Here is a 21,673-nt window from a genome sequence, read left to right as displayed (position 1 = left end):
TTTGTTTGTATCGCCAATGTTATTGCATTCAATCAAAGAACCATTTGATGACGATGATTATATTACCGAGCTGAAGTTTGATGGAATTAGACTGATCCTCTCCAAGTTTAATGATCAGATAAAGCTTTATACTCGTCACAACAATGAAGTAACAAGCAAGTTCCCAGAACTGTTGGATCTTAATATACCCAATGGAACTGTTTTAGACGGTGAAATCATTGTAGCTGCCCCAGGCGGTGCCCCTGATTTCGAAGCAGTCATGGAACGCTTTATGTCTAAGAAATCAGCTCATAAGGTGGTTTACTGTGTATTCGATGTAGTTTATATTGATGGACATTCAATCGCTAATAAGCCGCTCACTGAACGTAAGAGCATGCTTTCAGACCTAAACCTTGACCACGATAATATCTTTGTGATCGAAGGCCTGCAAGGAAACGGATTAGCTTACTTCAATCTGGCCAAAGAAAAGCATCTTGAAGGAATCGTACTAAAGAAAGCTAACTCCCCCTATGAAATTAATAAACGTTCCCATAGCTGGCTGAAAGTGATTAATTATGATTACACAGATGTGCTTATCACTGGCTACACCAAAGAGGATATAAAATTTCTTCTGTCTTATCCTGATGGTACTGCAGCTGGATTTATGGAATTCATGCCGAATGCAGAACGAAGTAAGTTCCACTCTATGAAACATGTAAAGTCTGAAACTGACGAATATGTATTTGTAGAACCTGTCTTATGTAAGGTTAAGCACAGATTTAAGACTAAGCATGGTAAACTCCGCATACCTTCCTTTGAATCCTGGAGAGTCTAGTCTCTCCGTTACATAATTCCTTAGTGCAAAGTTAATTAATCTCAATGAAAATTTAGTACAAGGATCAATTAGGTTAACTTGCCCATTCATCAAAACTGCAGGGGTAATCAACACTTTCAATGAAACCGATCTCCTTCGCCTTCTGACGGATTTTCATACAACCTTCATAGCTGTAAGCCCATATTTCTTTATAATCCCTCAGCTCGCCATATTTCCCTGTTATGATGAACTTTCTAAAGCTGTTGACCAGTTGCCACATGTTGCCTCCATGCGAAAAACCGTTTGCACGCCCGTATCCCAATTCATATGGGTAAACGTCAGCGCCCGTGTAATCATCAACGAAGAACAGTTTTTTCTTAAACCTGAAATACGCTATCCGATTCTTTGACTTACAGTAGAAAATACATCTATCAATACTTGCGATAAGCTTGATCAAATCGTTTATGTCGTTCATTCGCTTCAATTGCTCTGCTGATGCCATCTGCGCACCCTTCCCTTCTATAAAATAACTATTTTATTTTGATTCTATAATAATCACCAAATATCATAGCCCACAAAATCATTTAAAATATTCGTCATTTCCTCATCCTCTTCTTCTGTCAATCCATATTCATCAAGTCTGTTTAAATAATCTTCTCGTTCGTTCTTGGTCAATTCCCTTCCTCCTTTAATTCCACATTAATATTCAATACTTTTGCAATCCGTTTACCCACCTCATCAGAAACTGTTTGTGACACCCTTTCTTTAAATCCATACAGCAGTCGATCTCCATTTCTAAAACCTTCTTCAATAAGTGATTCAATCTTTTCTCCTGCAACTCTATCCAGTTTTCCTGACTCAGACATCTTCTGAACTTCATTGGAAACCGCATTGCTGATCATTTCCTGTATGTCTTGCCTGGAAATACCTAATTCATTATGTATGAGATTTTTCAATTCTTTGTATACATTATGTTTATTTTCAAAGGTCTTCTCTTTATCTAGTGGGACGAGAACGCAATAATATCCATGATAAAAACCGCTATATAATTCTCCTTCATCCTCGTATGTATCAACATCTACTCCATCATCGCCGGCTTTGCGAACATCTCGCACAATGCCGTTTGACTCTCCTTTATAAACATGAATAACTTTATCGCCTACTTCCCCTTCACGATCAACCATTTCGTAGCGCCGACCGTCAATGTGTACGATGTTGGTCGGTTCGAGTACGTGATATTCATCGTGATAGATAGCCCCACTACAATTACCATCGGATGCAGCTAGGTCACTTTCCACGAAATCTATTTTAGAGTGGAAATCACGATCTACTGTAAAAACATCGCCGTTCTCGTACCCTTCGAAATCATTTTTCTCAACAATTACGATCTTCTCGCCAACCTCCGCCTGCCGATCGACCTCGATGTATTCCCGCTTGATGCCGCCTAGTTTTTCATCAGCCAATACGTGAATCTTTGTATTTGTGTTTGCCTTAGTTTCGGTCATTTACTCCACCTCTATATTCTGTATGTTTTTTTAATTCTTTTTTGATTTTCATATTACTTTTCACTCTTTTATTAATAGATGCGTGTCATACACATGCCATCTATGAGAGATAGGACATTTTTGTCTCGGGAGGTGAAATGCAATGAAAATTCTAATGGATCTTTTCACAACTTGGATTTTTGATAAAGTTATGGATTATTCACTAGGAGCTGTAATTTGGTTTGTGTTTAAGTCAAAGCAGAATGAGTATCTCGATGACTTTGAGAAAAAGCGTCGATTCAGACTTTAAATTGACTAACTCGTATACTGATCGCTATCGCCAAGCGTATCAACTTCCGTAAATACCACCTGCTCGACCGGCTTGATTACGGCTTGGGCGATACGATCGCCTTTTCGGATGATGTACGAACCTTTCGCAAAATGATCCCAAGCTCTGAGGTAATCGAGAGCACTGACGATTTTATCTCTTATATCGAAAAGAAAGTCCTTTTCAATATCTGTATAACGATTTATATTGTCGACGATTACTCCGACCTCTCCTCGATATCCCGCGTCAACAGTGCCGAGCTGCACACGTAATTTAGTCTTCAGCGTAATGCCGGAGCGCGGTCGGATCTGCATTTCGTAACCTTCCGGAATCTCGAACGCCAAGCCCGTCGGCACACACGCCGTCTCGCCCGGCTCGATAATTACGTCCTCTGCCGCGACCAGATCAAAGCCGGCGTCCGTTGCGTGCGCATAAGCTGGAATCTGTGCGTCCGGTGATAACCGTTTGATATTTACGTTCATTTCGTTTCCTCCAAATAACTGATTAAAATCACGATTTCATCTAAATTGTTAAGCTTACATCACTGTCATTATTAAGATAGTCATCTACCATTAGCGTTAAACCATTTACGAAATCTTCAATTTTATCTTCACATTCACAAAAGCTGTCCTCTAAAAACCACCCTCCTGTTTTGTGCATCACGGTATAATAGATGTTTTCCCACCCTCCAAATGACGCATTTCTTGTTGCAACTATCTCAAACCCTTTGTAAATTATCTTCATGCAGCTTTACCACCTCTAATATTTTTTTATTTAACCTGGACTAAGATTTCATTTAAAATCACAGCGAACCTCATTTATTATGATTTTAAACAATTTGTTAATTCTCATTTCTTCTTTTTCTTTCAAAATGTCCTCTTCATTACTGCCAGCTTCATTTTCAACTTAACGTTTTCTTTAATCAATTTCTTCACGTTGCTCATATGTATTATCTCCCTCAAGATATGTGTTATTTATAGTCAAACAATGTCCCTTCTTCTGTCTTTGGAACTTTAGTACATTCATTTGAATTTGGTTTATGTCCAACATAAATGTATTCCTTTTCTTCGTCTAGAATTTCGTATTCCTTGTCCTTTTTGAAAATTGGATTGTTAGGATCCTCCGCAAACGCAATATCCTCTTTAAAAATTAACTTGTCCATGTCTTTCACCATCCTTTTTAGATTGTTTGCAGGCTATATACGACTTCCATCCAGCTGCAGTTCTCAAAGAAATGATTTCATTCAGTCCCACTGCCTGATGATCTTAAATCCCTTCTCTATATATAAGCAGCGCTGTATTATGAGTTCGACCTGTATTTATTGAATTATATTTGATATCAATAACTTCAATCTTTTTTGACTCTGCTCTTATGAAACCGTTTATAAGCCTATCAATTTCAACCCATTCACCATTGCAATATTCATCTTGGAATAGCCTTGTTTTAATCATTGTTTAAACCCTTTCTTTAATGAACTTCTTTCGTTTAACTTTCGGAAGACATATTAATCTACTAACATTAATAACTCATCGACTTCATAATTATATTCACCGTATTCACCAGAGTCCCATTCAACACCTACAGAACCTTGATTTGTCGTCCACAATATAATTCCCATCTCCTCATCTTCATGCCACCTTACTCGCTTCCCTATCTGATAACCAAGCATGTTTCCACCCCTTTCTTGAGAAAGCATTTAATTTAACTTTAATGTGTATTGCCTTGAGAAAATCCCCTTTAATTGGTAAACTCATACCTAACTTACATACGAGTGGGTGATCCCTTGAATAAAACAATCGGTATTACTGGATTAATCATCAGCATTGTAGTGCAATCATTTTCAGCCGATGATTCGCTATCCAAAAAGATTGCTACTGGTTTGTTATTTTTATCAATAATGATTTATAATTTTGAACATGCTAAAGATTATTCTAAAAAGTCACTTGTAATTTTAGGAGTTTCCTTTATTGTTTTTATGCTAGGAATTTATAAACTTCTTTCATTTGTCAGCGATTACTTTGAAGAGCTTAATATGAATTTTGGATACATCCTCTTATTTGAAATAGCATTGATTATTGCATTAGTGTCGATTGCAGTAAACGTAATGAAGTATATTGCGAATCGGTTAAGGAAATCACCTAATGGTAAAGAGCTTTGACTCTTTGCCTTTTTTAAGCTAAATACTTCTTCTTATGTGGTCTTCTATGTACAAAATCAAATGCTATATCAACCTTTACCGGTTCCTTCTTCTCTGCTACTCGTTCCGTAACAACAATCAGTTGTCCATTTTCCTGGCGTTCAATGCTATGGACTGAATATCCTTTACCAGCGTAATATTCACTAATAATCTCATCAACGTGGTTACTAAGCAGATTCCTCTTTATCACTCGAATAACCTCCACTTATTTTATTTTTATTCTTTAAAAGTTTATATGTATTCCATCCGCAGCCATCAAATACGCTTATGTCCGCTCCAAGATGCCATCTAAACCAAACTAAGTTAAACCAGGCTGTATCAATTATGTGCTTTAAATAACCTATGTGCCTTCCTCCTTACAATGAAATAATCCATTTATTCAAAAATGAAAATATTAAGGCGTCATTATATTATTAATATGTATTGACGCCTTTTATTCTGTTATGGCTTAGTTGCAATATCTTCTGGTTTTATAAATTTACTTGGAACAGGAGCGCTGTCAAAAATTGTTGGAAATGATACCGGTCTTCCAAAGTTCTTAATGTTATTCTTTAATTCTTCAATAGTATTAACACCGAATACACTTAAAGTTTTTTGCGCAAACTTTTCAGATTTTAATTTACTTAGAAACTTAATGTTTAAATGAAAAAGATTATGGATATATGTGATCGGAAACCAATCAAAGTTCACACTTCTCATTCTTAATAAATGAAAAAGTAATACATCAGCTACTATCAATTCGTCTCTTAAGTCGTTCGATCTTTGTATCAATAATTCTGAATGATAACTCACCCTATTCAATTTAAGATTCTCGTTTCTTTTCTCTATAGATGTTATGTAAAACCTGAATGCAGTTAAGTTTTCAGAGCTTCCCCTAAATGTCAAATTGTATTCCATATCTAATAGGTCAGCAATAATGTTGTACATTTTATACTTGAACAGTAGAGTAAAGGTGTATATAACGATTTCATGGAGTAAAAACTTAAAGTGATCAAATTGCTCAGGATGACAATTATCCATTCCTTTTTGTATATCTGTGAAAATATATATTCTTTCAAAGAACTCTGACAAAGCATCCGAATCAACCTTGTCTGCCTCAATTAGTACTTTTATATAATTCACAAAATCGTCTTTTAATGGTAGTGACTTATCAATTCCTTCTTTAACCAAATCGTCAATTTGGTTATTTTCAATTTTTTCATTTTGGATTTGTATCTCTTTTAAAGATTCAACAAATGCTTCAATAAATTCTTCTGAAAGGAAACTAATTCTTGAAGAATTTTTCTCAAGGGCGTTTCTCATTTTTCTAATAATATTTTTAGTTTTAAAATGGTTTATTTCTTCATCAAATAAATATAAAGGCAGTTCACCTAAAGGTGGTTTTTTATACTTTGGTGCTTTCAATATATTTCTAATCAATTTTTCATAATTTTCTTCAAAAGTTTCTTCATTAGAGAGTTCAATATAAATTCTATTCTTAACATAAGCCGGAATGAAAGCATTCCCTTTTTCATCTCTTTCTGCGATAATAGGGATAAACTTTTCTTGTTTTGTATCCGAATAAATATTTGGAGTGATTATTTGAGTTTCATCCCCTACTCCACCTGTCCTATTATCAGCTTTATTTTGATAACCAGAATCACAAATGATTAATACCCTGTCTATTTCTGTAGAAGTAACCATACTCTCCATGAATGCATATTTATCTTGTCCTTCTTTTAAATCCCACTTATCAAGTATAACCTCTATACCATCTCCTTCAGACAATCGTACTGCTAGATCTAAAACCCAATCTTCATGTTCATCAGAAGTCCAACAATATGATATGAAAACTTTTGGTCTTTTAATGGCTTTTTTATTCATAAATTATTCTCCCTTTGTTCTTAATTTTCTCTACTAAAGTTTATATGGTTTTATTCCTCCAAACAAGGCAACTCTTTAAAATGCATCTTTTAATCACTTCTTTGCAGCATAGCTTTTAAAGAATTCTTCAACTGATCTCAGGTATCGGTATTTATTTGCATCTTCCGGATCTCTAAATCTTTTCGATAGTACCAATGACCAATTAAACATCAATGGAGAAAATCTCGCCCATTTGCTAAAGCTTAACTGAAGACCTTTCCATTCTCTCCCCGCTAATTCCGCTAACTCTAGAATTTGATCTTCTTTTAAATTTACTTCTTCAAACATTACTTGAATTTCCTCATATGGTTTATGTCCAAAACAACAGTGGCGTGTTTTCAATCCAATCTTGAAATTCAAAATATCAATTAAATTGATCATTTGTGTATCAAGTTCATCATAGGGAATGCCATTTGCAATGAATTTTTCTCTTTGATTTGATTTCACATTATTCCTTAATAACAGGTTAGACCTCTTACTCATTCCGCGTCCTCCCAATGTCCATGCTTTCTCATAATGTCCGTTACCTCGTTGATATAGGGTTCATCCTGGTTGATGACGGCATAATTATTAAACTTTTTCCCTTCGGCTTCTCTGCATACGTTAATCTTTTCGATGGACGTCCATAAAAGGAGCTGTTCTTCAATAGTTAAATGATCTTTGATGTCATCCATTTTCAAAACGATGAATTTACTCATTCCGCACCCGCCTCAGTCCAAAACAATGTCTCATTCGTTATTTTTTCCACTTTATAATTTTTGAGGTAGTTATTATTTACGTATTCCTCTGCGTATTCCAATGCGGTTTTATCATCATTGGCGCCGAAACTGAAATGCTTCCAACCGAACTTAACTTCGTACCAAAGCTTATATTCAATACGTTTTACATCAGCATTCATTCCGCGCCCTCCAATAACTCAGGATTTTGGTAAACGTCGCCGATGACTTTATTTGTCGCCGTCTCAGAAAACAACGGTCGGCACTCTTCTTTTTTCTCATTGATGATGCACCATGATCCGTCAATCATTTTCACTTCGCCGATGAACGGTTCCGGCCCAAACAAACCGCCGGGCGCTGTTTCCTCCTGTTTAACGATATCGCTCGCATAAATTCGCTTCAGTCTCGAGTGTGTTTGAAACTGATCAGTTCCATTCATGAGAACGGATTTTCCGTCTCCGCTGTGTGCGATCACACCATAACCTCCTAACCATACAGACCATCCGAAAACTTTTCCTTCAATTGAACCCAATTCACCGATGGAAAGGCATATGCCTTCATCACCGCAATAACACATCTGCTCGCCGTCCCAAACTCTATATGCTGTGTTCACAATTCCCTCGCCTCCTTTGGGTTTACGTTACACATTTCCTTCAACACATCAACAAACTCTTTTTCGCTCATGTTCAGCGGTGTGTACCACTTTATTACTTCATGAAACGGCTGGAGATAATTCACCAATGTATCTTCAGCATCTTCCCTGCCTTTTGTTGTGCCAGTAAAATTATTTAAATAGTCTTCACGCGTCATATTTATGTGCGTCGGACAGTCAACCACTGAACTAAATCGGCAGTACCGTCCATTCGGCTGCTTAGTGATTAATGCACCCATGTTATTCCCCCTTACCTGAATCTCTATAAAACTTACATTTTATTTTTATCCTTAATATATTCATGCTGATTCACAACATCACGAAGTATGTATTGTATTTCCTCTAAATTATCTTTAACAAAATCTAGATCCCCAATTGCCATTCTGATTTCATTATTCTCTATGCTGCGCAAAGACCTTTCACATGATGCTAAGAGCTTTGCATATTTCTTTAAAACCATGGTTCTTATTTGATTGTTAGTTGGTTCATTAATCAATAATTAAAGCTATCTCCTTTCCTGATTCTAATTTGATTATATAACCTCAACCATATGTTGTAAATACTTATTTTATTTTTATTCTGAATAATTTTAAAAAAATCAGCTTTACTCATACTGTAAAGCTGCTGTCTTCATATACGTCTTCATGCCATCCAATTTCCAAAGAGTTTCATTTATTTTATCTCTAAATTCTAAAACTGAAGCATGATCCATTCTAATCCTCAAACAATCCCCATTGTTTTTAAAAATAATGTCTATGTAGTACTCTCCACTTTGGATGTTCTTAGAACCAACACTCATGGAAACTGATCTCATAATGTCTTTCAAGTCAATTTCAAGATTAAAATCCATTGTATGCTCCAGTCTGACTAAAAAGTCACCAATTTTTTATGTCTCATGATGACTGACAAGATGTGTATGTATTTTTACTTCGATGATAACAATTGTGAAGATTTATAATCCTCATTTTCAAACGAATCGTCTATTTCTTCGGCATAAGAGGTTGTTAATTCAGCATCCTCTGTACACATGATATCTACATCAAATAGTGCCTCATATTTTTCTTGATCTTTTTGAAGAAACCCCATTTTCCCTGTTTTATTTCTTAATTTCTTTTTAATTGATTGATATGCGAACAAAAGTGCTTCCTCTTCATTCTTGGCTTTTATTCTGCCGAAAAAAGGTATGCACAGCTCCCCTTGAATGAAATAATCCTTTTCTGACATACGTTTCCCTCTCTCTGGTAGTAATTAACCGAACCTACGTTCCCTTTTTTGTTGACTTAATTATAACCTTTTACCTAGTTAGTGGCAAATCTTTTTTCTTTCATTTAAAAACTTGGAAAGAATTGATATAGTATGATAAGCAATACTATATCAGGAGGTTGTCCGATGCTTGAGGTTGAAATCGGACAATGTTTGATATCCATTCTCCTTGAACGTAGAGGAATGTCCCTAGGGCAACTTTCGAACCTAACAGGCATCAGTAAGCAAAGGTTAAGTGATTACGCTAATGGCGTTAGACCTTCTATGAATATAAAAACAGCGAGAATCATTGCTATTGCCCTAAACTGTTCGATTGAAGACCTCTATGAATGGAAAATCAAACATTGACTTAATCGCTAGGGAGTTTGACCTAGCGAACCTCCTTGTACCCTTTTTAGTGTATAGAACTATTTTACTGCATATGTACAAATTTGTCTCTGTCTAACTTTGTCGAATTCTGAAAAATATGAACAAAATCCTGATATTTTTTTAAAAATACCACGAGTTAACTCACATTTGTTTTATTTTTACTCTGAAAGTTATGTAAAGTTAATCCCTGTAACAGGGATTAAGAATTAGTCTCAATTACTTCAGACTTGATACAATATTTTTCTAAGTTCTCCATATTCACTACTTTCCTCAGTGTTTGTGAATTAAACTCCGCGTCTTCATTCAAGAACCCATATTGTCGAGTTATTTGTTTATAATCAGGTACTTTTAATTCACCCTTCTCTTTATATATCGCATACGCCATGTTGAGCTTTCCTGAATTGATAAGATTTTTAGGTGTAAAGAAGGGTTCTTCTAAAAATTTTTGAAACTGACTAAAAGAACGATGAATTAAAAATTTGTCAGCTTTCATACTCTGATTAGAGCTCTTATATTTTAGCCTAAAAATATTTTCGCTTTTAACTAATGTGGCAAATTTGTTTTTAAGGCTACTATCTGGCGAACCATTGCTAAGATGATATGTTCTTTGGTCATTAGCACGCTTAAGTAACTCATAACATTTATCGCTTACAGTAATTATTCTTACACCATGTTTATCATCTACTAGCTTTACCTTGTTATCATCGAGTAAATCGTCACCTGTTAAATTCAGTAACTCTGAATGCTGATAACCATCTATACCTTCATAAATAGCCTGTATCATGGCCTTATCCTGATAATTAATCATAAAATCAACATACTCTTCTACTTCTTTATTGGTGAATAGTGTTTTTTTGTTTTTATCTATAAACTGCTTTAAGTCACCATCCTGTATCTGATACACTTTGTTGATGTTACTGTTTGCCAAGCCATTTTCCATTGCCCAGGTTGTGTATTGTCCAATTACAGCTCGTGCTCCTCTTAATGAGTCTATAGATTTGCTATCCAAATCGAAAAATAACGTACGCAGCTCTTCCAAAGAAAAATTAAATATGTCTTTTTGAAGTATTTTTTCTGTAGCTGAGAAATCCCTTAGCCTTAGCCAATAATGGTTTCTTGTTGCTTCACTTTCGTATTTCTCTAAAAACTTTTCCTTCAATTCAGCATTATATATTTCACTCATATTAAATTCTCCTTTAGGCTTTAAACAACAGCAATTTCATGATAAAACATTCGCTTAAGTTTCTTCTTCATAATATTCTTTAGTTGATTCTCATTATTTTGTCTTCCTAATTCTTCAAACACTCTTCCGCTTTTACTAAAGTCAATCGTATTAAGGATATTTTCAAGCTTGTTTAGTTCTACATTGTTTTCCTTCATCTTCTTGGCCAAATAAACATAACCGTAAAACATTACGTTATGATTAATGTATGATTGCTTTCTAATGGACGATAAATCATCTTCAAGAAATTCGTCTGGGAAGGCATAAAAAAGGTTATCAAAAAAGTCTACCAAGTATTTCGCAATTTTCAACGCATCTTTTCGAGATTTCAGCTCAAATGCATCGTCTATAGCTTCTGATAAAGTATAATATGTTACAAGGAAATTGCTATCGATACCAATTTCACTTTGTGGGCTTATTTTATTTTTAAGTTCACTTTTAAATTTCAGCTGCTCGACAACGGTTGAAGAATACCGTTTTTGTCCCAATTCTTCAATTCTGGATTTTTCAACTGGGTTTATGGTATTCATTTGAGCAAAGTGAACCTTAGCCTTTTCTTCATCGTAATTGAGCACATTTAAAATGAATGGTTGATCTAATTCAGGGACTTCAGCAATGGCCTTAACAATACCTGAAATTCGATGATATCCATCAAGAGCATCTAATAAGGTTCCTCGTGTTACAGTGAGGGTTTGGTCGCTTGGATCATATTCAACTTCTTCATCACCATCAGATGTTCCAAGACGAGCGTTAAAAGTTAACATTGATACAATTAAATCGCCTTTAATAAACAATTCTTTGATCTCATCAACTGATTTAGGGTTTGTTTTAGGTACAGGGATAAGGCTGCCCTTAATGTATTTTCCTTCACGCTGAGTATTGTAATTGTACTGCAGGATGGAGCTATTATATAACTCACTAAGTTCCTTGGCAGTAATGGAAGTGACATAGTTATCCTCTTTAATTTTAATCACATTTTTGAACTTGTATGGTAGCTTAACTACTTCTTCACCGGCGAATACTCTCCCACCTTCAAGCTCTTTTGCCAATCTGGTTGGAAAATAATTTGAGGGATCTAAAGCTGGAGCCCCAAGAATTGAATACATCTCTTTTGAAACAATGTACACTTCTTTTTCGTTTAAACGCTGTACGTTGTTATCATTATTATTTAAAATTTCTTGGATATAACCAGGGAGTGCCTTGTATTTGTCCGCCATTGTGGCTTTTAATTCCTTCACCATATTGGAATCACTTTTAATATCAATAAGATTTTTCTCTATTTCAGTTTTTAACTTATAAAGTTTATCCGTTGTTAACAAAACTTCAGACACATTATCACCTCACATAATCATATTAAATTTATCATTATTTTCATAAGCAAGTAAAGCTTTTATGTGATTATTTATATCACTTGTTCAAAAACATTTTAAGTTTACTCTGTATATACATGTCTGATTTTAAAAAGAATTCTTTATATTGCTCTAAGGTAACATCTTCTAAAAAGGACATGTCTTCTTTTTGATCAACCAAAACCCCTGGATCTTGAGAATAATCCCTTTCATTGACTAAATAATGGTCATTTAAAGTATTGATATTGCTGTGACCAGAGAATGCTGCCACTTTTTTAATATCACTATTAACGCTGTAAGAAAAGTTTGTTGCAGTATTGCGTAAACTATGCGGAGTTATCTTTCTTTCTTTGGGAATACCCATAACTCTACATACGCGATTCCACATATCCTGTATTGAATCAACTGTTAACTTATGAAATAACAGTTCATGTTCCCCATACTCTTGCTTTAACAGCAACAACTCTTCATAGAAAGCTGTGGAAATTCCAACTGGCCTAGCCTTTTTTTGCTTAGTTTTTTTAAAGTTGACGAGATAGCATTGGTGCTTTTCTGAATAAGTAATATCATCCCACCCAACTCTAAGCACCTCTGATTTACGCCCACCAGTACGTGCACTAAACAAAATAAACATCTTTTTCATTAATCTGTTCTGACGCTCAGTAACATACGCTGCCTCAGCAAATTCATCAGCTTCAGATATTCCTTCAAAAGACCCTGCTGGGTTCTTTTCTGTTGGAAGAGGTCTAAAATTAAATACAGATGAATCACACTCATGTTCAGATTCAAGATACTTAATCATACTTTTCAGTGCGGCAATCTTATTGTTAATTGTTGAATTGGAGTTACTTTTATTTTTAGCCAAATGAGTTCGATAATCATACAGGTCGCTCTTCTTGATCGCCAGGTCACTCTCAGTTAAATATTCAATATCCTTGGCAGCATAGTGGTTGAAAAACTCTCTTATATGCCTTTCATACGTGGCTCTAGTATTAGACTTTTCAATTTCTCCAGTTTCTCGATCCCTGTTTCTTAAATCTAATTCATCAAACCACCTATTTATGTTATTGTATATTGAATAATCCCTTAGTGTTGACGCTTTCTTTTGAGCTTCCATAATGACACCTCATATCATTTTTTTCATTAAGTATTGATCAAATTCTTTCCACGCAACAATCCATTCATTCTCACCTTGAATATTACTCAGCAGCATTATATTGGCGTTACAGATTTCCATTTGCTTTAACATGTCGTATTCTTTAAGAGCGTTAATTAAGATGTCTGTATTCATTTTATCACACCTAATTTATTTTTATCCTATAATAAAATTCAGTTTAGGACATTTACCCTCTCGTCCTTACAGACGTTTATAATTGGCATCCCCGTCAATTCCTCATAAAGCTCCTCTTCGAACCCAACCCATTCATCACTTGTCGCTTCTCTTCGTAGGAACTCATTATAAGCTACTGCTATCTCAGGCTGCTCTAGAAACTTTAAAACGATCATATGCTTTTTCCAAACTTTAGCCTTGTTTTCTTCTGTATAATATTTATTATTCATTTTATTTTTACTCCTTAAATACATTTTATAGAATTTTTTGTTCTTTAATGAGGTTGTATTCTTTATGATTTTTTCTCATTGTAGTTACATTATTAGGTGTAAACACATCTGGATCCTCTAGGTGGAGATTGACTCGTGTGAAGTTCTTTAGTTGTTTTATGTATTGATATTGTCTTAATGATGTAATCTTCAACTCTTCCTTTTGAGTGGCACTGGTTGTTTCCATTGTTTCATCTCCCAACAACGTTCATCTTGTAACTTCATTATATATGTTGCTAGAATAATATGCAACAATTTATTTTATTTTTATCCAAGACAAATAACACATCCCCTTTGTATGTGTTAAAATGTCTGCTGATTTGTCTTTAATCTTCATTAGGATACCTTTGCTTTATATTTTGATCTAACCATTTCTGCTTCATTTTCAAGATGATTATCTTCCTGGGAAATTTCTAAGTTAAGGTCTCCCATTTCCATGTATCCCTTAGCCATATCCTCATAAGAAAGTGATTGTCCGAAATGCTTTTTCATTTTAATTCCTCCATGTTCTTGTTTTTTATATTATGAATTTCTGGAACATTCTCTTAAAATTAGAAAAGACGCCTGATCCACTGGATCAAACGTCTAACCATTGATTATGTAGTATCCTGTTGTATTATTAAGCTCCCCGAATTGCACTTGCTACAGAGATCTCATCAGAAGCTGATGCCGTATTAACTGAATGTTGACCTGCAATGAATGAAATTGCTAATGATGCTAAAATGGCTGTACCGAAAATAATTTTTTTCATTAAATTCACCTCCTTTCAAGTACTAAATTCTAAATTAAATTTAGCAGCTCCGGGTCACAGCCTAATTTTTCGAGTTCTATTATTGCCAATTGGATAAAATATTTATCATCTGATTCTTTAAAATATGTTATTGATTTAAAAAAATCAGATTTTTGCCTCGATATTAAACCTTTATAATAAAAATAAAATCCTAATTCATTTTCATCTTGATCTCTTTTTGATAAGTTTTCTAATAATTCGTTAGCCTTGTCGAGATTATTACTTTTTATGTAATAAAAAGCCCTTAGCTGTTGATATTTGATTTCATTTGATTCATAGTTAACCCATAGATTTTCCTTGTTCCATACATTAGCTAAGAAGCAAAGAGCGCCATTTAGCATTTCTTCATGAGTATCATTCAGAACATACTTCTTTGCCTCAACATACGCCAGCATAGCTTCTTCATAATTTTCGAAAATTAGGGTATTACCTATTGTCAGATGTGCAAAGAAACATATTCGGTTCACATTGGACTGCATTATTGCAATATTTGAATGTTTCCTTGCTTCGATTAAATTGTTTTCGTTTAAGCTTATATTCGCTTTTAACATTGACACTCTACTTTTGTACGAATCTTTTATAAATCCTTCTGGTAAGCTTTTAAAATCTAAAAGTGTTAAGGTGCTTTTCATCAATCCGAACTCACCAATATTCAAGTATTTATACATCAGCATTGCATCTGAAAAAAATGACATTTCTGGAGCTTTACATCTCCCACATTCTCTTATTGCTTCTGGTATTGAGATTTCGTTTTTATATAGCTTTCTATGTATGTTGTAGATGTTGCCCCATTCTTGACTTGTTGTGTTTTTTGAGTGGCATAAATTTAAAATAATCTTGTCTGTTAATGAATCCCATTGATTGATATCGGAGTATTCAACAGATTGTCTAGCGCATTTTTTGTTGGGATCCAGTGATAAGAAGTAATCACTTAGAAGCTGCTCCTCATTATCAGGAAACAAGCTTTTAACAATATTAATTAAACCGCCTAAGTTGTCCATTTCTTTCTCTGGGGTGTTGATGAATTTGTAAAAACCATTAACCTTTTCGTACCCTGCTATTTTTGAGAGTTTCGCTGCGAGCTGGCTGTCTTTTTCACATTCATTCTTAATCATCTGCTTAAGATTCATTGGTTACTCCACCCCTTCCCAACTAATGTTCCCTTGTTTATAATATACATTAGAGTTGTCAGAATTACAAGTATTTATTTTATTTTTATGCTAATTATTTTTTAAGGAATACTTATCTGTTTAAAATTCGTATTTTATGTAAACCGGCACAATAAGGATTCTTATTGTGCCTTAAAGATATTTAGTCCGAGTTTATCTTTTAATGCATCCTGCAGCACCTGAGAAAAATTAATGTTCTTTTCTTCAGCCACTTCATTCAACCACGCAGGAATAGTTAATGTTTTCTTGACTGATTTACGTCTATATTCATCGCGGAATGCATGCATAGGTATATCAATCAAGCACACAACTTCATTTTCCGCTGTCTTAATTTCCGAAAACGGTGAAGGGCCAGGATACTTCTCTCCGTCCATTTCTAACCCATATAAATGAAGCCCTAAAGCTTCTTTTGCCATGCTAATTGCCTCTGTGTCATTCGATCCACAGGTTACACACCCAGGAAGGTCTGGAAAGGTTACTGTAATACCATCATTTGCAAAGTGTAAAATAGAGGGGTAAGATACCCAATTCATTTATAATCAACTCCTTATTGAAGATTATAAATACATTTAAAAAGTTTGCAAATTCGATACGTATAATTAAACGTATTTGTCTTTATTGCTCACTTTCTCCCGGCCAAATGCACATCTCAATTTCACTTTTTAATTTCTTTTTTGTTTCTTCATCTAATTTTTTATAAAGAGCACGGGTAAGATTTCGCTGATCAATAATCATGTTGACTAAGACTGACTTAGTACGTTTATTTAAACCTGCTTTTGTTAGTAGCCACTCGTCTTCATACCCAATAAACCCAAGCAACACTGATTCAAGATCACGTATCCGTTTTTCCATTTGATCTTTGTATTCAGCTCCTGCACTAAAACCATTTTTAAACTCTTCATTATCAAATTTGTTCTTATTTAGATTATTGATAAATGTTTCATCCATGTCCATCAACCGCCAAAATATGTGAAATCAAAATAGTACTCAGAGGCATTATCTTTAAACTTCATGTCAAGTAATAGCTCTACCCCTTCGTTCCCTCTTTCAACCGGTATCACGGAAACATCATGTGTACCTAATGGGTAACAATTTAAAAAGAGTTTAGCACTTTCTTCTCCTCTCTTTATTGCTTTATCTATGTTGATATTTGAATTGTTTTCTTGAAATTCTTTATTAATACTTTGTAACACAAAAAATGCCTCAACTTTATCTTCAGATGCCCTGCTATTCGCAACAGTCCTATTTACTTTGCGATCAAATGAATCTCCGATTAATGGCAATGTAAAAAGTTTAAACGCTGTATCCTGAAGAATTTCTTTTTTACCTTTTTCATAAATATCAATGTAATACTCTTTATATAATATCTCATTAACAAATTCTTTTGTTTTTAAATCAACACTTTTTGAAGGATATTTCCCTTTTGGGGTTGCTACCAATAAAATAATGGATTCGTAATTCACATTAAGGCATTTTCTATAATGATTTAATTCTTCCATTCTAAAAACCTTCTCCCTTTACATTAATTTTATTTAGACTTGTGTTTTTTAAATTCTCTTCCATTCAACATACTCAAATCGTTGCTGATAAAGGTCTTCCAGGATTGTGACCCATTCCACCCAGCCCTCAGCAACAATACTTTTCTTCTCCCCATCCTCAATCCATTCAATCCAGTACACCTGAACACTCCTCACCTAGTAATAACTTCAATTTGCCTTATGGCAGAAGTGGCTTTAAACTCCATATGTAGCTCATTTGCGATCGCTAAGGCTTCTGACATTGTAGTGAACTTAGAAGCGCTATGAAGCCCCTTAGATGTCTTATAACCACTTCCATCTACTTTAAATGACTTGAAGTAATCATCATTTTCAAATTGAATAACAAAAAAGGTATCGATAACCGGCATAGCTAACTCCTCTTCAGCAGACCAGCAATTTTTATGGCCAGTGGCAGCAATCCAATTAATATGTAAAACACCATGATATTTATTTTATTCTTAAAGAACAGTTCAATCATATTCTGCTCCATACCTGGTGAAAATGAATCAATCAGTTCCTGCTTAAACTCTTCATCATAAACCTGATCAACGAATAAGGCCTTAAATCCTGTCAGAAAGCCAACACCAAGCCATAGTATTAAGAAATATGCTATTCCAATCAAATTAAACCCCTCCTTATATACATCGTCTGGTATTATAGTAGTGTTAAATACTTTGTGTAGGTGAAATTTAATGGAAGAGAAAGATTTTGAGACTAATGGCTACGATGTAACAGTTGTGTATGATTATAAGGAGTATCCCGATGTTAAATATGGACGCTGTGATAACTGTGATTACGCTTTATTCATGAGTTCAGTGAAAAGTGGTGTGTTTTTGCGTGAGTGTCGTAGATGTGGTATGAAGAAGAGCATTTAAATGCTCTTTTTTATTTCACTGGAATCATGTAGCTTACATATACTTCAATTCCGTCTTCAGTTTTATATTCCGCAATTTTGTCTGGATCCGATTCAATCTTTTCAATAAGCCGCTTTGCACTTTTATTGCCCTTTTCACTATTTGCAGCAACAATCCAAGACCAATAATTCCATTCAGAGATGCATGACTTAATCTTTTCTGGTATCTTGTGACCTATTGAGTAAACCTTGATCATTTACATACTCCCCTCCAAATCTTCAGATCATCATCTAATCCAATAAGCTGGCGGAACGCTCCATACTCGATATTGTTCATCTAAATAAGCATGTTTCCTCTCCCAATCACTTTTCTTCCATGCTTCTTGATTTGTGAATGACGGATCTAAAGGCTTTGGATATTCTCCATTCACCCATCCATCTTCAATGTGATTCAGTTTGGCTTCGTTGCCCTTATCATCGAATTTGAACCAAACAGTTATCATTTTTAACATTATTGTCCCACCTACTTCTCTTTAAAATTGAAATTGCAGTAATTCAAAGTACTTAATTCCTTGAGTACAGCTCGTTCAGTACTCTATCAGGATCAATACCATTACTATCTAGATTTTCACTTAACTGCCCCAATAATAGGGCAATCTCTTCTCGATTAAACTTAAATTCTTCCTTGTCTAAGTCTAATAACAGTTCTAATGACTTTATAACTTTAACAATTTGGACTGGTGAAAGATTTAGTTCGACTTCCTGTTCCCTGTCGATTGCAACGGGAACAGATAACAAAGAAGAAGGGACTTTTAAGCTTCTGCTTCCGAAAAGAATTCTTACCATTTGGCCGTTCAATTCGTAATACTTGCCTTCTAGTTGTCCTTGAGAACCTTTTTTTCTTATCAAGGCAGCTTTATCTGATGGCCCATTATAATAATCATCATGTAGCATGACTACAGTACCAGCATTCAAGTTTTGTTTTTCTTCATCAGAAAGTTCGCTTATTTTAACCCATTCTTTATCACTAGCCAATTTAAACCCACCTTAATTGTATTTTTCAATGATTCTTGAAGCAGCTTTATTAAAAGCTGTTTCTGCACACTCAGAATTAAAAATATTTAATAACTTTTCTTCAGTGAATTCCCTTTTCATATCCGCAATCATTTGGTTTTCACAGTCATAAGAATTAAAACTTAAATGGGCTAAATCACTGAGCGAAGATGATTCTCCTTCTGGGATTGGTAATTCGATTTGCTGGGGATCATACATATAAAAACCACCGATGTATTTAAAGCTTTGGGATTTATCCATCCTTTGAATTGTCGAGTCGTCTAAGTTCAGCTCTGATATGAATCTATACATTATGCACTCTCCTTTATCAATTAAGATGAAAGAATGATTTTAACTTAATTACTTTAATCGTTTAAGTATTCTTTTTCCGTTTCAGATCTTATTCCGCCCCACTCAGATGACCAGAGTGTAAATGTTTTGCCGGTTGTTAATTTAACGAAAATCGGGTAGGAATCAACTGGCTCTATTCTTGCCTTTTGTCCCAACATCTCTGAGTAAACTCCTTCAAAATCTTGTTTACTTGACCAGGAAGGCTTTTTTATGTATGCATATTCCACCACATCACCTAAAATATCTTTCAGTTCTTTAGTTAGAATAATTGTGTCATTGATTAGTTGCATATTGCACCCCTATCTAGTTAAAAGTACGATTTTATAAAAATTGCAGGCTATTTTCCTTCATGTCTACTGCAGGCTTCTGTAAAATTCTCACTTAGTTCTGCCCTAGTTTACTTTACTTTTTCAACGAATCTTGATGCTAACTCCCTGTAAATTACTTCACTAATCATATGTAGTTGAGTGATATTCGTATTAAAAGTATCATGTAAATTTCTAACCTTGCCCTGCTCCAGGACACCAGATTCCCGCCACTGTTTTAATTCATTAAAGCAATCTGCTAGAAAGGCATCCGTTTGCTCTTTTAAATGTTGTTCTAAATTATTCATTCTCTTCACTCTCTTTTCCATTGTTTTTTAATGTTTCCTTAACTTGTAACTTTAGTATATCATGATCCCTAAAACGGATCAACGATTTTTTCTATTATTTTCATCTTTTTTAAATTCCATCAGTTCATTAATTGTGACGTCAAAATAAGAGCATACTTTTTCAATTAGATCTGTTGGAACCCGCTTTATTTCACCCAGCCACATCAACCGAACACTTTTATAATCGTGTTCGAGAATCCTAGATAGTTCCCTTATACCGTTTATTCCTTTTTCTTCAGCTAGTTGCTTTAATTTGAATTCAATCATTTTAGAATCTCCCTTTATATTTTAATGAGGAATGTTTAAGACGACACATTGGAAACATTCAAGCGTTTTGATCTCTTTTGTAAATTAACAGCTCATGCAGCTCAATGTCTAAATATGTACAGACTTTATCAAGCAGATCCCTTGGATACCGCTCCATTTCGTCATGATACAGCTTCCTAACTGTGTTAAAACCATGGTCTATATCATTGGACAGCTTTCGAATGCTGATATTCTTTTCGTCTAATATCGGCTTTAAATTTGATTTAATCAATTTAACTACCCCACATTCATTATGTATGATCACTTTAAATTATCACCATATGCATAAAAAAGGTCAAGGATATACCTTGACTATGTATTAAGCTTACCAATCAAATGAATCTTCATGTTCAAATCCATAAATACCTTTAATCCACACATCTCCGCACCCTGGATTCTTTGTAATCTCTAACACATGATTACGATTTGCATCTCCCTCTACCCGATCTGCAGCAGTATAGTCGGCATAGTTCCCTACAAACTGCTTTTCACTCCGTGGGAATACCCAGCCAGCAAGAGTTATCCTACTGATTTTCATATTTAGAGTACACCCTTCTGCATTGCTAATTGTGAATTTGTAGAAGAGCCAAGTGCGATCATAATTCCGATCAAAATAATCTGCCATTGAAAAACTCTCTGAATCCTCACTCATGTGAAAATTCACATTTTTGTAGTCTAATGTAATCTTCGCCTCAGCACTTGGTGTGTTAAAACTCGATATAAAACCAATACAAATCACAGTCAAAAAGATTAGCTTTTTCATTTCCTCTCCCCCTTTTCCAAATTATACTATATTGGAAATAAAGGTGAAAGAACAGGCAGAAGCTTCATGATTTATCTGTACTCTTCATGATATAGCTAGATATACATGTATCTATGAATATCCGCGTGTATTTATTAGTATCTGCACCTCCCTATATCACGTAAATATACCTTATTGAGAACATAAATATTTATTTTAGTTCATTTTAGAGAACAATTCTTCCATTTTTATGATATAATCATCACTGCTTATAGGCAGCCTTACTGCTTATTTGCCAGATGGTATAGAAAAGAGGTTCTTTTAATGAACGTAAAGCATTCTAAT

At 34.5% G+C, this 21,673-nt stretch carries 44 protein-coding genes; 4 read left to right on the top strand and 40 right to left on the bottom strand.

Translation table 11 applies throughout. The features are described from left to right. Position 1: 1 nt before the first annotated feature. Positions 2–814: an ATP-dependent DNA ligase gene (locus tag ACNFN4_RS19525; protein ID WP_160342515.1), complete on the top strand. Its 813-nt coding sequence runs from the start codon at positions 2–4 to the stop codon at positions 812–814. A gap of 73 nt (positions 815–887) precedes the next feature. Here ACNFN4_RS19525 and ACNFN4_RS19520 read toward each other — a convergent pair whose 3' ends face one another. The 6 genes from ACNFN4_RS19520 to ACNFN4_RS19495 form a co-directional block, all read right to left on the bottom strand. Next, positions 888–1,295, bottom strand: coding sequence for a hypothetical protein (locus tag ACNFN4_RS19520; RefSeq protein WP_160342516.1), 408 nt, complete (start codon positions 1,293–1,295; stop codon positions 888–890). Positions 1,296–1,464: 169 nt separating this feature from the next. Next, on the bottom strand, positions 1,465–2,298 hold the full coding sequence (locus ACNFN4_RS19515) for a hypothetical protein (RefSeq protein ID WP_448200411.1): 834 nt from the start codon (positions 2,296–2,298) through the stop codon (positions 1,465–1,467). Between the two features lie 294 nt (positions 2,299–2,592). Then, positions 2,593–3,087 (bottom strand): dUTP diphosphatase, encoded by a 495-nt coding sequence (locus ACNFN4_RS19510; protein WP_276351197.1) that lies wholly within the window; start codon positions 3,085–3,087, stop codon positions 2,593–2,595. 40 nt (positions 3,088–3,127) lie between these two features. Then, positions 3,128–3,349 carry a hypothetical protein gene (locus ACNFN4_RS19505; protein WP_029974422.1) on the bottom strand — a complete coding sequence of 74 codons (222 nt, stop codon included), beginning with the start codon at positions 3,347–3,349 and terminating at the stop codon, positions 3,128–3,130. A 226-nt stretch (positions 3,350–3,575) separates the two neighbouring features. Beyond that, positions 3,576–3,767 (bottom strand): hypothetical protein, encoded by a 192-nt coding sequence (locus ACNFN4_RS19500; protein ID WP_029974423.1) that lies wholly within the window; start codon positions 3,765–3,767, stop codon positions 3,576–3,578. Positions 3,768–4,109: 342 nt separating this feature from the next. After that, positions 4,110–4,274, bottom strand: a complete 165-nt coding sequence (locus ACNFN4_RS19495; RefSeq protein WP_165882051.1) for a hypothetical protein — start codon at positions 4,272–4,274, stop codon at positions 4,110–4,112. A 114-nt stretch (positions 4,275–4,388) separates the two neighbouring features. Here ACNFN4_RS19495 and ACNFN4_RS19490 point away from each other — a divergent pair, with 114 nt between their 5' ends. Then, the gene (locus ACNFN4_RS19490) at positions 4,389–4,763 is read left to right on the top strand and encodes a YoqO family protein (RefSeq protein ID WP_029974427.1); all 375 of its coding nucleotides are present in this window, start codon (positions 4,389–4,391) and stop codon (positions 4,761–4,763) included. 13 nt (positions 4,764–4,776) lie between these two features. Here the strand turns inward: ACNFN4_RS19490 and ACNFN4_RS19485 are convergent, their stop codons facing one another. From ACNFN4_RS19485 to ACNFN4_RS19440, 10 genes are all read right to left on the bottom strand, one after another. Then, positions 4,777–4,992, bottom strand: a complete 216-nt coding sequence (locus ACNFN4_RS19485; protein ID WP_029974429.1) for a hypothetical protein — start codon at positions 4,990–4,992, stop codon at positions 4,777–4,779. Between the two features lie 251 nt (positions 4,993–5,243). Beyond that, positions 5,244–6,665 (bottom strand): SEFIR domain-containing protein, encoded by a 1,422-nt coding sequence (locus tag ACNFN4_RS19480; protein ID WP_050569593.1) that lies wholly within the window; start codon positions 6,663–6,665, stop codon positions 5,244–5,246. A gap of 93 nt (positions 6,666–6,758) precedes the next feature. Further along, a complete protein-coding gene (locus tag ACNFN4_RS19475; RefSeq protein ID WP_448200410.1) occupies positions 6,759–7,187 on the bottom strand; it encodes a hypothetical protein in 429 nt (142 codons plus the stop codon). Continuing rightward, positions 7,184–7,402 carry a hypothetical protein gene (locus tag ACNFN4_RS19470; RefSeq protein ID WP_014418499.1) on the bottom strand — a complete coding sequence of 73 codons (219 nt, stop codon included), beginning with the start codon at positions 7,400–7,402 and terminating at the stop codon, positions 7,184–7,186. Before ACNFN4_RS19470 ends, ACNFN4_RS19475 begins: the two co-directional genes overlap by 4 nt. After that, positions 7,399–7,602, bottom strand: coding sequence for a hypothetical protein (locus ACNFN4_RS19465; protein ID WP_003231041.1), 204 nt, complete (start codon positions 7,600–7,602; stop codon positions 7,399–7,401). Before ACNFN4_RS19465 ends, ACNFN4_RS19470 begins: the two co-directional genes overlap by 4 nt. Next, positions 7,599–8,033: a YopX family protein gene (locus tag ACNFN4_RS19460; protein ID WP_423734326.1), complete on the bottom strand. Its 435-nt coding sequence runs from the start codon at positions 8,031–8,033 to the stop codon at positions 7,599–7,601. The genes ACNFN4_RS19465 and ACNFN4_RS19460 overlap by 4 nt, the downstream gene beginning before the upstream one ends. Beyond that, positions 8,030–8,311: a hypothetical protein gene (locus ACNFN4_RS19455; RefSeq protein ID WP_185855142.1), complete on the bottom strand. Its 282-nt coding sequence runs from the start codon at positions 8,309–8,311 to the stop codon at positions 8,030–8,032. Before ACNFN4_RS19455 ends, ACNFN4_RS19460 begins: the two co-directional genes overlap by 4 nt. Positions 8,312–8,343: 32 nt before the next feature. Further along, positions 8,344–8,568 (bottom strand): hypothetical protein, encoded by a 225-nt coding sequence (locus ACNFN4_RS19450; protein ID WP_448200409.1) that lies wholly within the window; start codon positions 8,566–8,568, stop codon positions 8,344–8,346. 108 nt (positions 8,569–8,676) lie between these two features. Continuing rightward, positions 8,677–8,922, bottom strand: coding sequence for a hypothetical protein (locus ACNFN4_RS19445; RefSeq protein ID WP_021493551.1), 246 nt, complete (start codon positions 8,920–8,922; stop codon positions 8,677–8,679). Positions 8,923–8,996: 74 nt separating this feature from the next. After that, positions 8,997–9,296, bottom strand: a complete 300-nt coding sequence (locus ACNFN4_RS19440; RefSeq protein ID WP_014417911.1) for a hypothetical protein — start codon at positions 9,294–9,296, stop codon at positions 8,997–8,999. 165 nt (positions 9,297–9,461) lie between these two features. Here ACNFN4_RS19440 and ACNFN4_RS19435 point away from each other — a divergent pair, with 165 nt between their 5' ends. Then, on the top strand, positions 9,462–9,683 hold the full coding sequence (locus ACNFN4_RS19435; protein ID WP_021493552.1) for a helix-turn-helix domain-containing protein: 222 nt from the start codon (positions 9,462–9,464) through the stop codon (positions 9,681–9,683). 220 nt (positions 9,684–9,903) lie between these two features. Here ACNFN4_RS19435 and ACNFN4_RS19430 read toward each other — a convergent pair whose 3' ends face one another. The 15 genes from ACNFN4_RS19430 to ACNFN4_RS19360 form a co-directional block, all read right to left on the bottom strand. After that, positions 9,904–10,887 (bottom strand): phage lytic cycle repressor MrpR family protein, encoded by a 984-nt coding sequence (locus ACNFN4_RS19430; protein ID WP_021493553.1) that lies wholly within the window; start codon positions 10,885–10,887, stop codon positions 9,904–9,906. Between the two features lie 20 nt (positions 10,888–10,907). Further along, positions 10,908–12,257, bottom strand: coding sequence for a DNA sulfur modification protein DndB (locus ACNFN4_RS19425; RefSeq protein WP_021493554.1), 1,350 nt, complete (start codon positions 12,255–12,257; stop codon positions 10,908–10,910). A 76-nt stretch (positions 12,258–12,333) separates the two neighbouring features. Beyond that, positions 12,334–13,392 carry a tyrosine-type recombinase/integrase gene (locus ACNFN4_RS19420; RefSeq protein ID WP_021493555.1) on the bottom strand — a complete coding sequence of 353 codons (1,059 nt, stop codon included), beginning with the start codon at positions 13,390–13,392 and terminating at the stop codon, positions 12,334–12,336. A gap of 9 nt (positions 13,393–13,401) precedes the next feature. Next, positions 13,402–13,566, bottom strand: coding sequence for a hypothetical protein (locus ACNFN4_RS19415; protein WP_021493556.1), 165 nt, complete (start codon positions 13,564–13,566; stop codon positions 13,402–13,404). Positions 13,567–13,604: 38 nt separating this feature from the next. Then, complete coding sequence (locus ACNFN4_RS19410; protein ID WP_014471999.1) at positions 13,605–13,835, bottom strand: hypothetical protein; 231 nt, start codon at positions 13,833–13,835, stop codon at positions 13,605–13,607. A 25-nt stretch (positions 13,836–13,860) separates the two neighbouring features. Then, positions 13,861–14,061, bottom strand: a complete 201-nt coding sequence (locus ACNFN4_RS19405) for a hypothetical protein (protein ID WP_448200408.1) — start codon at positions 14,059–14,061, stop codon at positions 13,861–13,863. A gap of 149 nt (positions 14,062–14,210) precedes the next feature. Beyond that, positions 14,211–14,366 (bottom strand): hypothetical protein, encoded by a 156-nt coding sequence (locus ACNFN4_RS19400; protein WP_021493558.1) that lies wholly within the window; start codon positions 14,364–14,366, stop codon positions 14,211–14,213. 127 nt (positions 14,367–14,493) lie between these two features. Beyond that, positions 14,494–14,625: a lysogeny pheromone AimP family peptide gene (locus ACNFN4_RS19395; protein WP_021493559.1), complete on the bottom strand. Its 132-nt coding sequence runs from the start codon at positions 14,623–14,625 to the stop codon at positions 14,494–14,496. A 29-nt stretch (positions 14,626–14,654) separates the two neighbouring features. Continuing rightward, the gene (locus tag ACNFN4_RS19390; protein WP_127010664.1) at positions 14,655–15,794 is read right to left on the bottom strand and encodes an AimR family lysis-lysogeny pheromone receptor; all 1,140 of its coding nucleotides are present in this window, start codon (positions 15,792–15,794) and stop codon (positions 14,655–14,657) included. A gap of 161 nt (positions 15,795–15,955) precedes the next feature. Next, complete coding sequence (locus ACNFN4_RS19385; protein ID WP_022553109.1) at positions 15,956–16,366, bottom strand: type II toxin-antitoxin system HicB family antitoxin; 411 nt, start codon at positions 16,364–16,366, stop codon at positions 15,956–15,958. A gap of 82 nt (positions 16,367–16,448) precedes the next feature. After that, positions 16,449–16,781, bottom strand: a complete 333-nt coding sequence (locus ACNFN4_RS19380) for a hypothetical protein (protein ID WP_021493562.1) — start codon at positions 16,779–16,781, stop codon at positions 16,449–16,451. A gap of 5 nt (positions 16,782–16,786) precedes the next feature. Then, positions 16,787–17,332 carry a hypothetical protein gene (locus ACNFN4_RS19375; RefSeq protein ID WP_022553107.1) on the bottom strand — a complete coding sequence of 182 codons (546 nt, stop codon included), beginning with the start codon at positions 17,330–17,332 and terminating at the stop codon, positions 16,787–16,789. A gap of 48 nt (positions 17,333–17,380) precedes the next feature. Then, positions 17,381–17,512 (bottom strand): hypothetical protein, encoded by a 132-nt coding sequence (locus ACNFN4_RS19370; protein ID WP_021493564.1) that lies wholly within the window; start codon positions 17,510–17,512, stop codon positions 17,381–17,383. An 11-nt stretch (positions 17,513–17,523) separates the two neighbouring features. Continuing rightward, on the bottom strand, positions 17,524–17,739 hold the full coding sequence (locus ACNFN4_RS19365; protein ID WP_041482534.1) for a hypothetical protein: 216 nt from the start codon (positions 17,737–17,739) through the stop codon (positions 17,524–17,526). 2 nt (positions 17,740–17,741) lie between these two features. After that, positions 17,742–17,993 (bottom strand): hypothetical protein, encoded by a 252-nt coding sequence (locus ACNFN4_RS19360; RefSeq protein WP_014470146.1) that lies wholly within the window; start codon positions 17,991–17,993, stop codon positions 17,742–17,744. A gap of 70 nt (positions 17,994–18,063) precedes the next feature. Between ACNFN4_RS19360 and ACNFN4_RS19355 the strand changes: the two genes are divergently transcribed. Beyond that, on the top strand, positions 18,064–18,246 hold the full coding sequence (locus tag ACNFN4_RS19355; protein WP_448200407.1) for a hypothetical protein: 183 nt from the start codon (positions 18,064–18,066) through the stop codon (positions 18,244–18,246). Positions 18,247–18,256: 10 nt separating this feature from the next. Here ACNFN4_RS19355 and ACNFN4_RS19350 read toward each other — a convergent pair whose 3' ends face one another. The 9 genes from ACNFN4_RS19350 to ACNFN4_RS19310 form a co-directional block, all read right to left on the bottom strand. Further along, positions 18,257–18,481, bottom strand: coding sequence for a hypothetical protein (locus tag ACNFN4_RS19350; protein WP_448200406.1), 225 nt, complete (start codon positions 18,479–18,481; stop codon positions 18,257–18,259). 30 nt (positions 18,482–18,511) lie between these two features. Next, positions 18,512–18,736: a hypothetical protein gene (locus tag ACNFN4_RS19345; RefSeq protein WP_113792290.1), complete on the bottom strand. Its 225-nt coding sequence runs from the start codon at positions 18,734–18,736 to the stop codon at positions 18,512–18,514. 52 nt (positions 18,737–18,788) lie between these two features. Further along, positions 18,789–19,259, bottom strand: a complete 471-nt coding sequence (locus tag ACNFN4_RS19340) for a hypothetical protein (RefSeq protein WP_448200405.1) — start codon at positions 19,257–19,259, stop codon at positions 18,789–18,791. Positions 19,260–19,271: 12 nt separating this feature from the next. Beyond that, positions 19,272–19,589, bottom strand: coding sequence for a hypothetical protein (locus tag ACNFN4_RS19335; protein ID WP_238810272.1), 318 nt, complete (start codon positions 19,587–19,589; stop codon positions 19,272–19,274). A gap of 53 nt (positions 19,590–19,642) precedes the next feature. Beyond that, positions 19,643–19,918 (bottom strand): hypothetical protein, encoded by a 276-nt coding sequence (locus ACNFN4_RS19330; protein ID WP_033885301.1) that lies wholly within the window; start codon positions 19,916–19,918, stop codon positions 19,643–19,645. Between the two features lie 107 nt (positions 19,919–20,025). Then, the gene (locus ACNFN4_RS19325; protein WP_062623507.1) at positions 20,026–20,241 is read right to left on the bottom strand and encodes a hypothetical protein; all 216 of its coding nucleotides are present in this window, start codon (positions 20,239–20,241) and stop codon (positions 20,026–20,028) included. A gap of 78 nt (positions 20,242–20,319) precedes the next feature. After that, a complete protein-coding gene (locus tag ACNFN4_RS19320) occupies positions 20,320–20,547 on the bottom strand; it encodes a helix-turn-helix domain-containing protein (RefSeq protein ID WP_448200404.1) in 228 nt (75 codons plus the stop codon). Between the two features lie 58 nt (positions 20,548–20,605). Further along, on the bottom strand, positions 20,606–20,818 hold the full coding sequence (locus ACNFN4_RS19315; protein ID WP_215601714.1) for a helix-turn-helix domain-containing protein: 213 nt from the start codon (positions 20,816–20,818) through the stop codon (positions 20,606–20,608). Between the two features lie 93 nt (positions 20,819–20,911). Next, a complete protein-coding gene (locus tag ACNFN4_RS19310) occupies positions 20,912–21,349 on the bottom strand; it encodes a hypothetical protein (RefSeq protein WP_215601715.1) in 438 nt (145 codons plus the stop codon). Positions 21,350–21,673: the final 324 nt, after the last annotated feature.

The organism is Bacillus sp. N1(2025), assembly GCF_053470005.1.
This window is presented reverse-complemented; position numbering and strand designations above follow the sequence as displayed.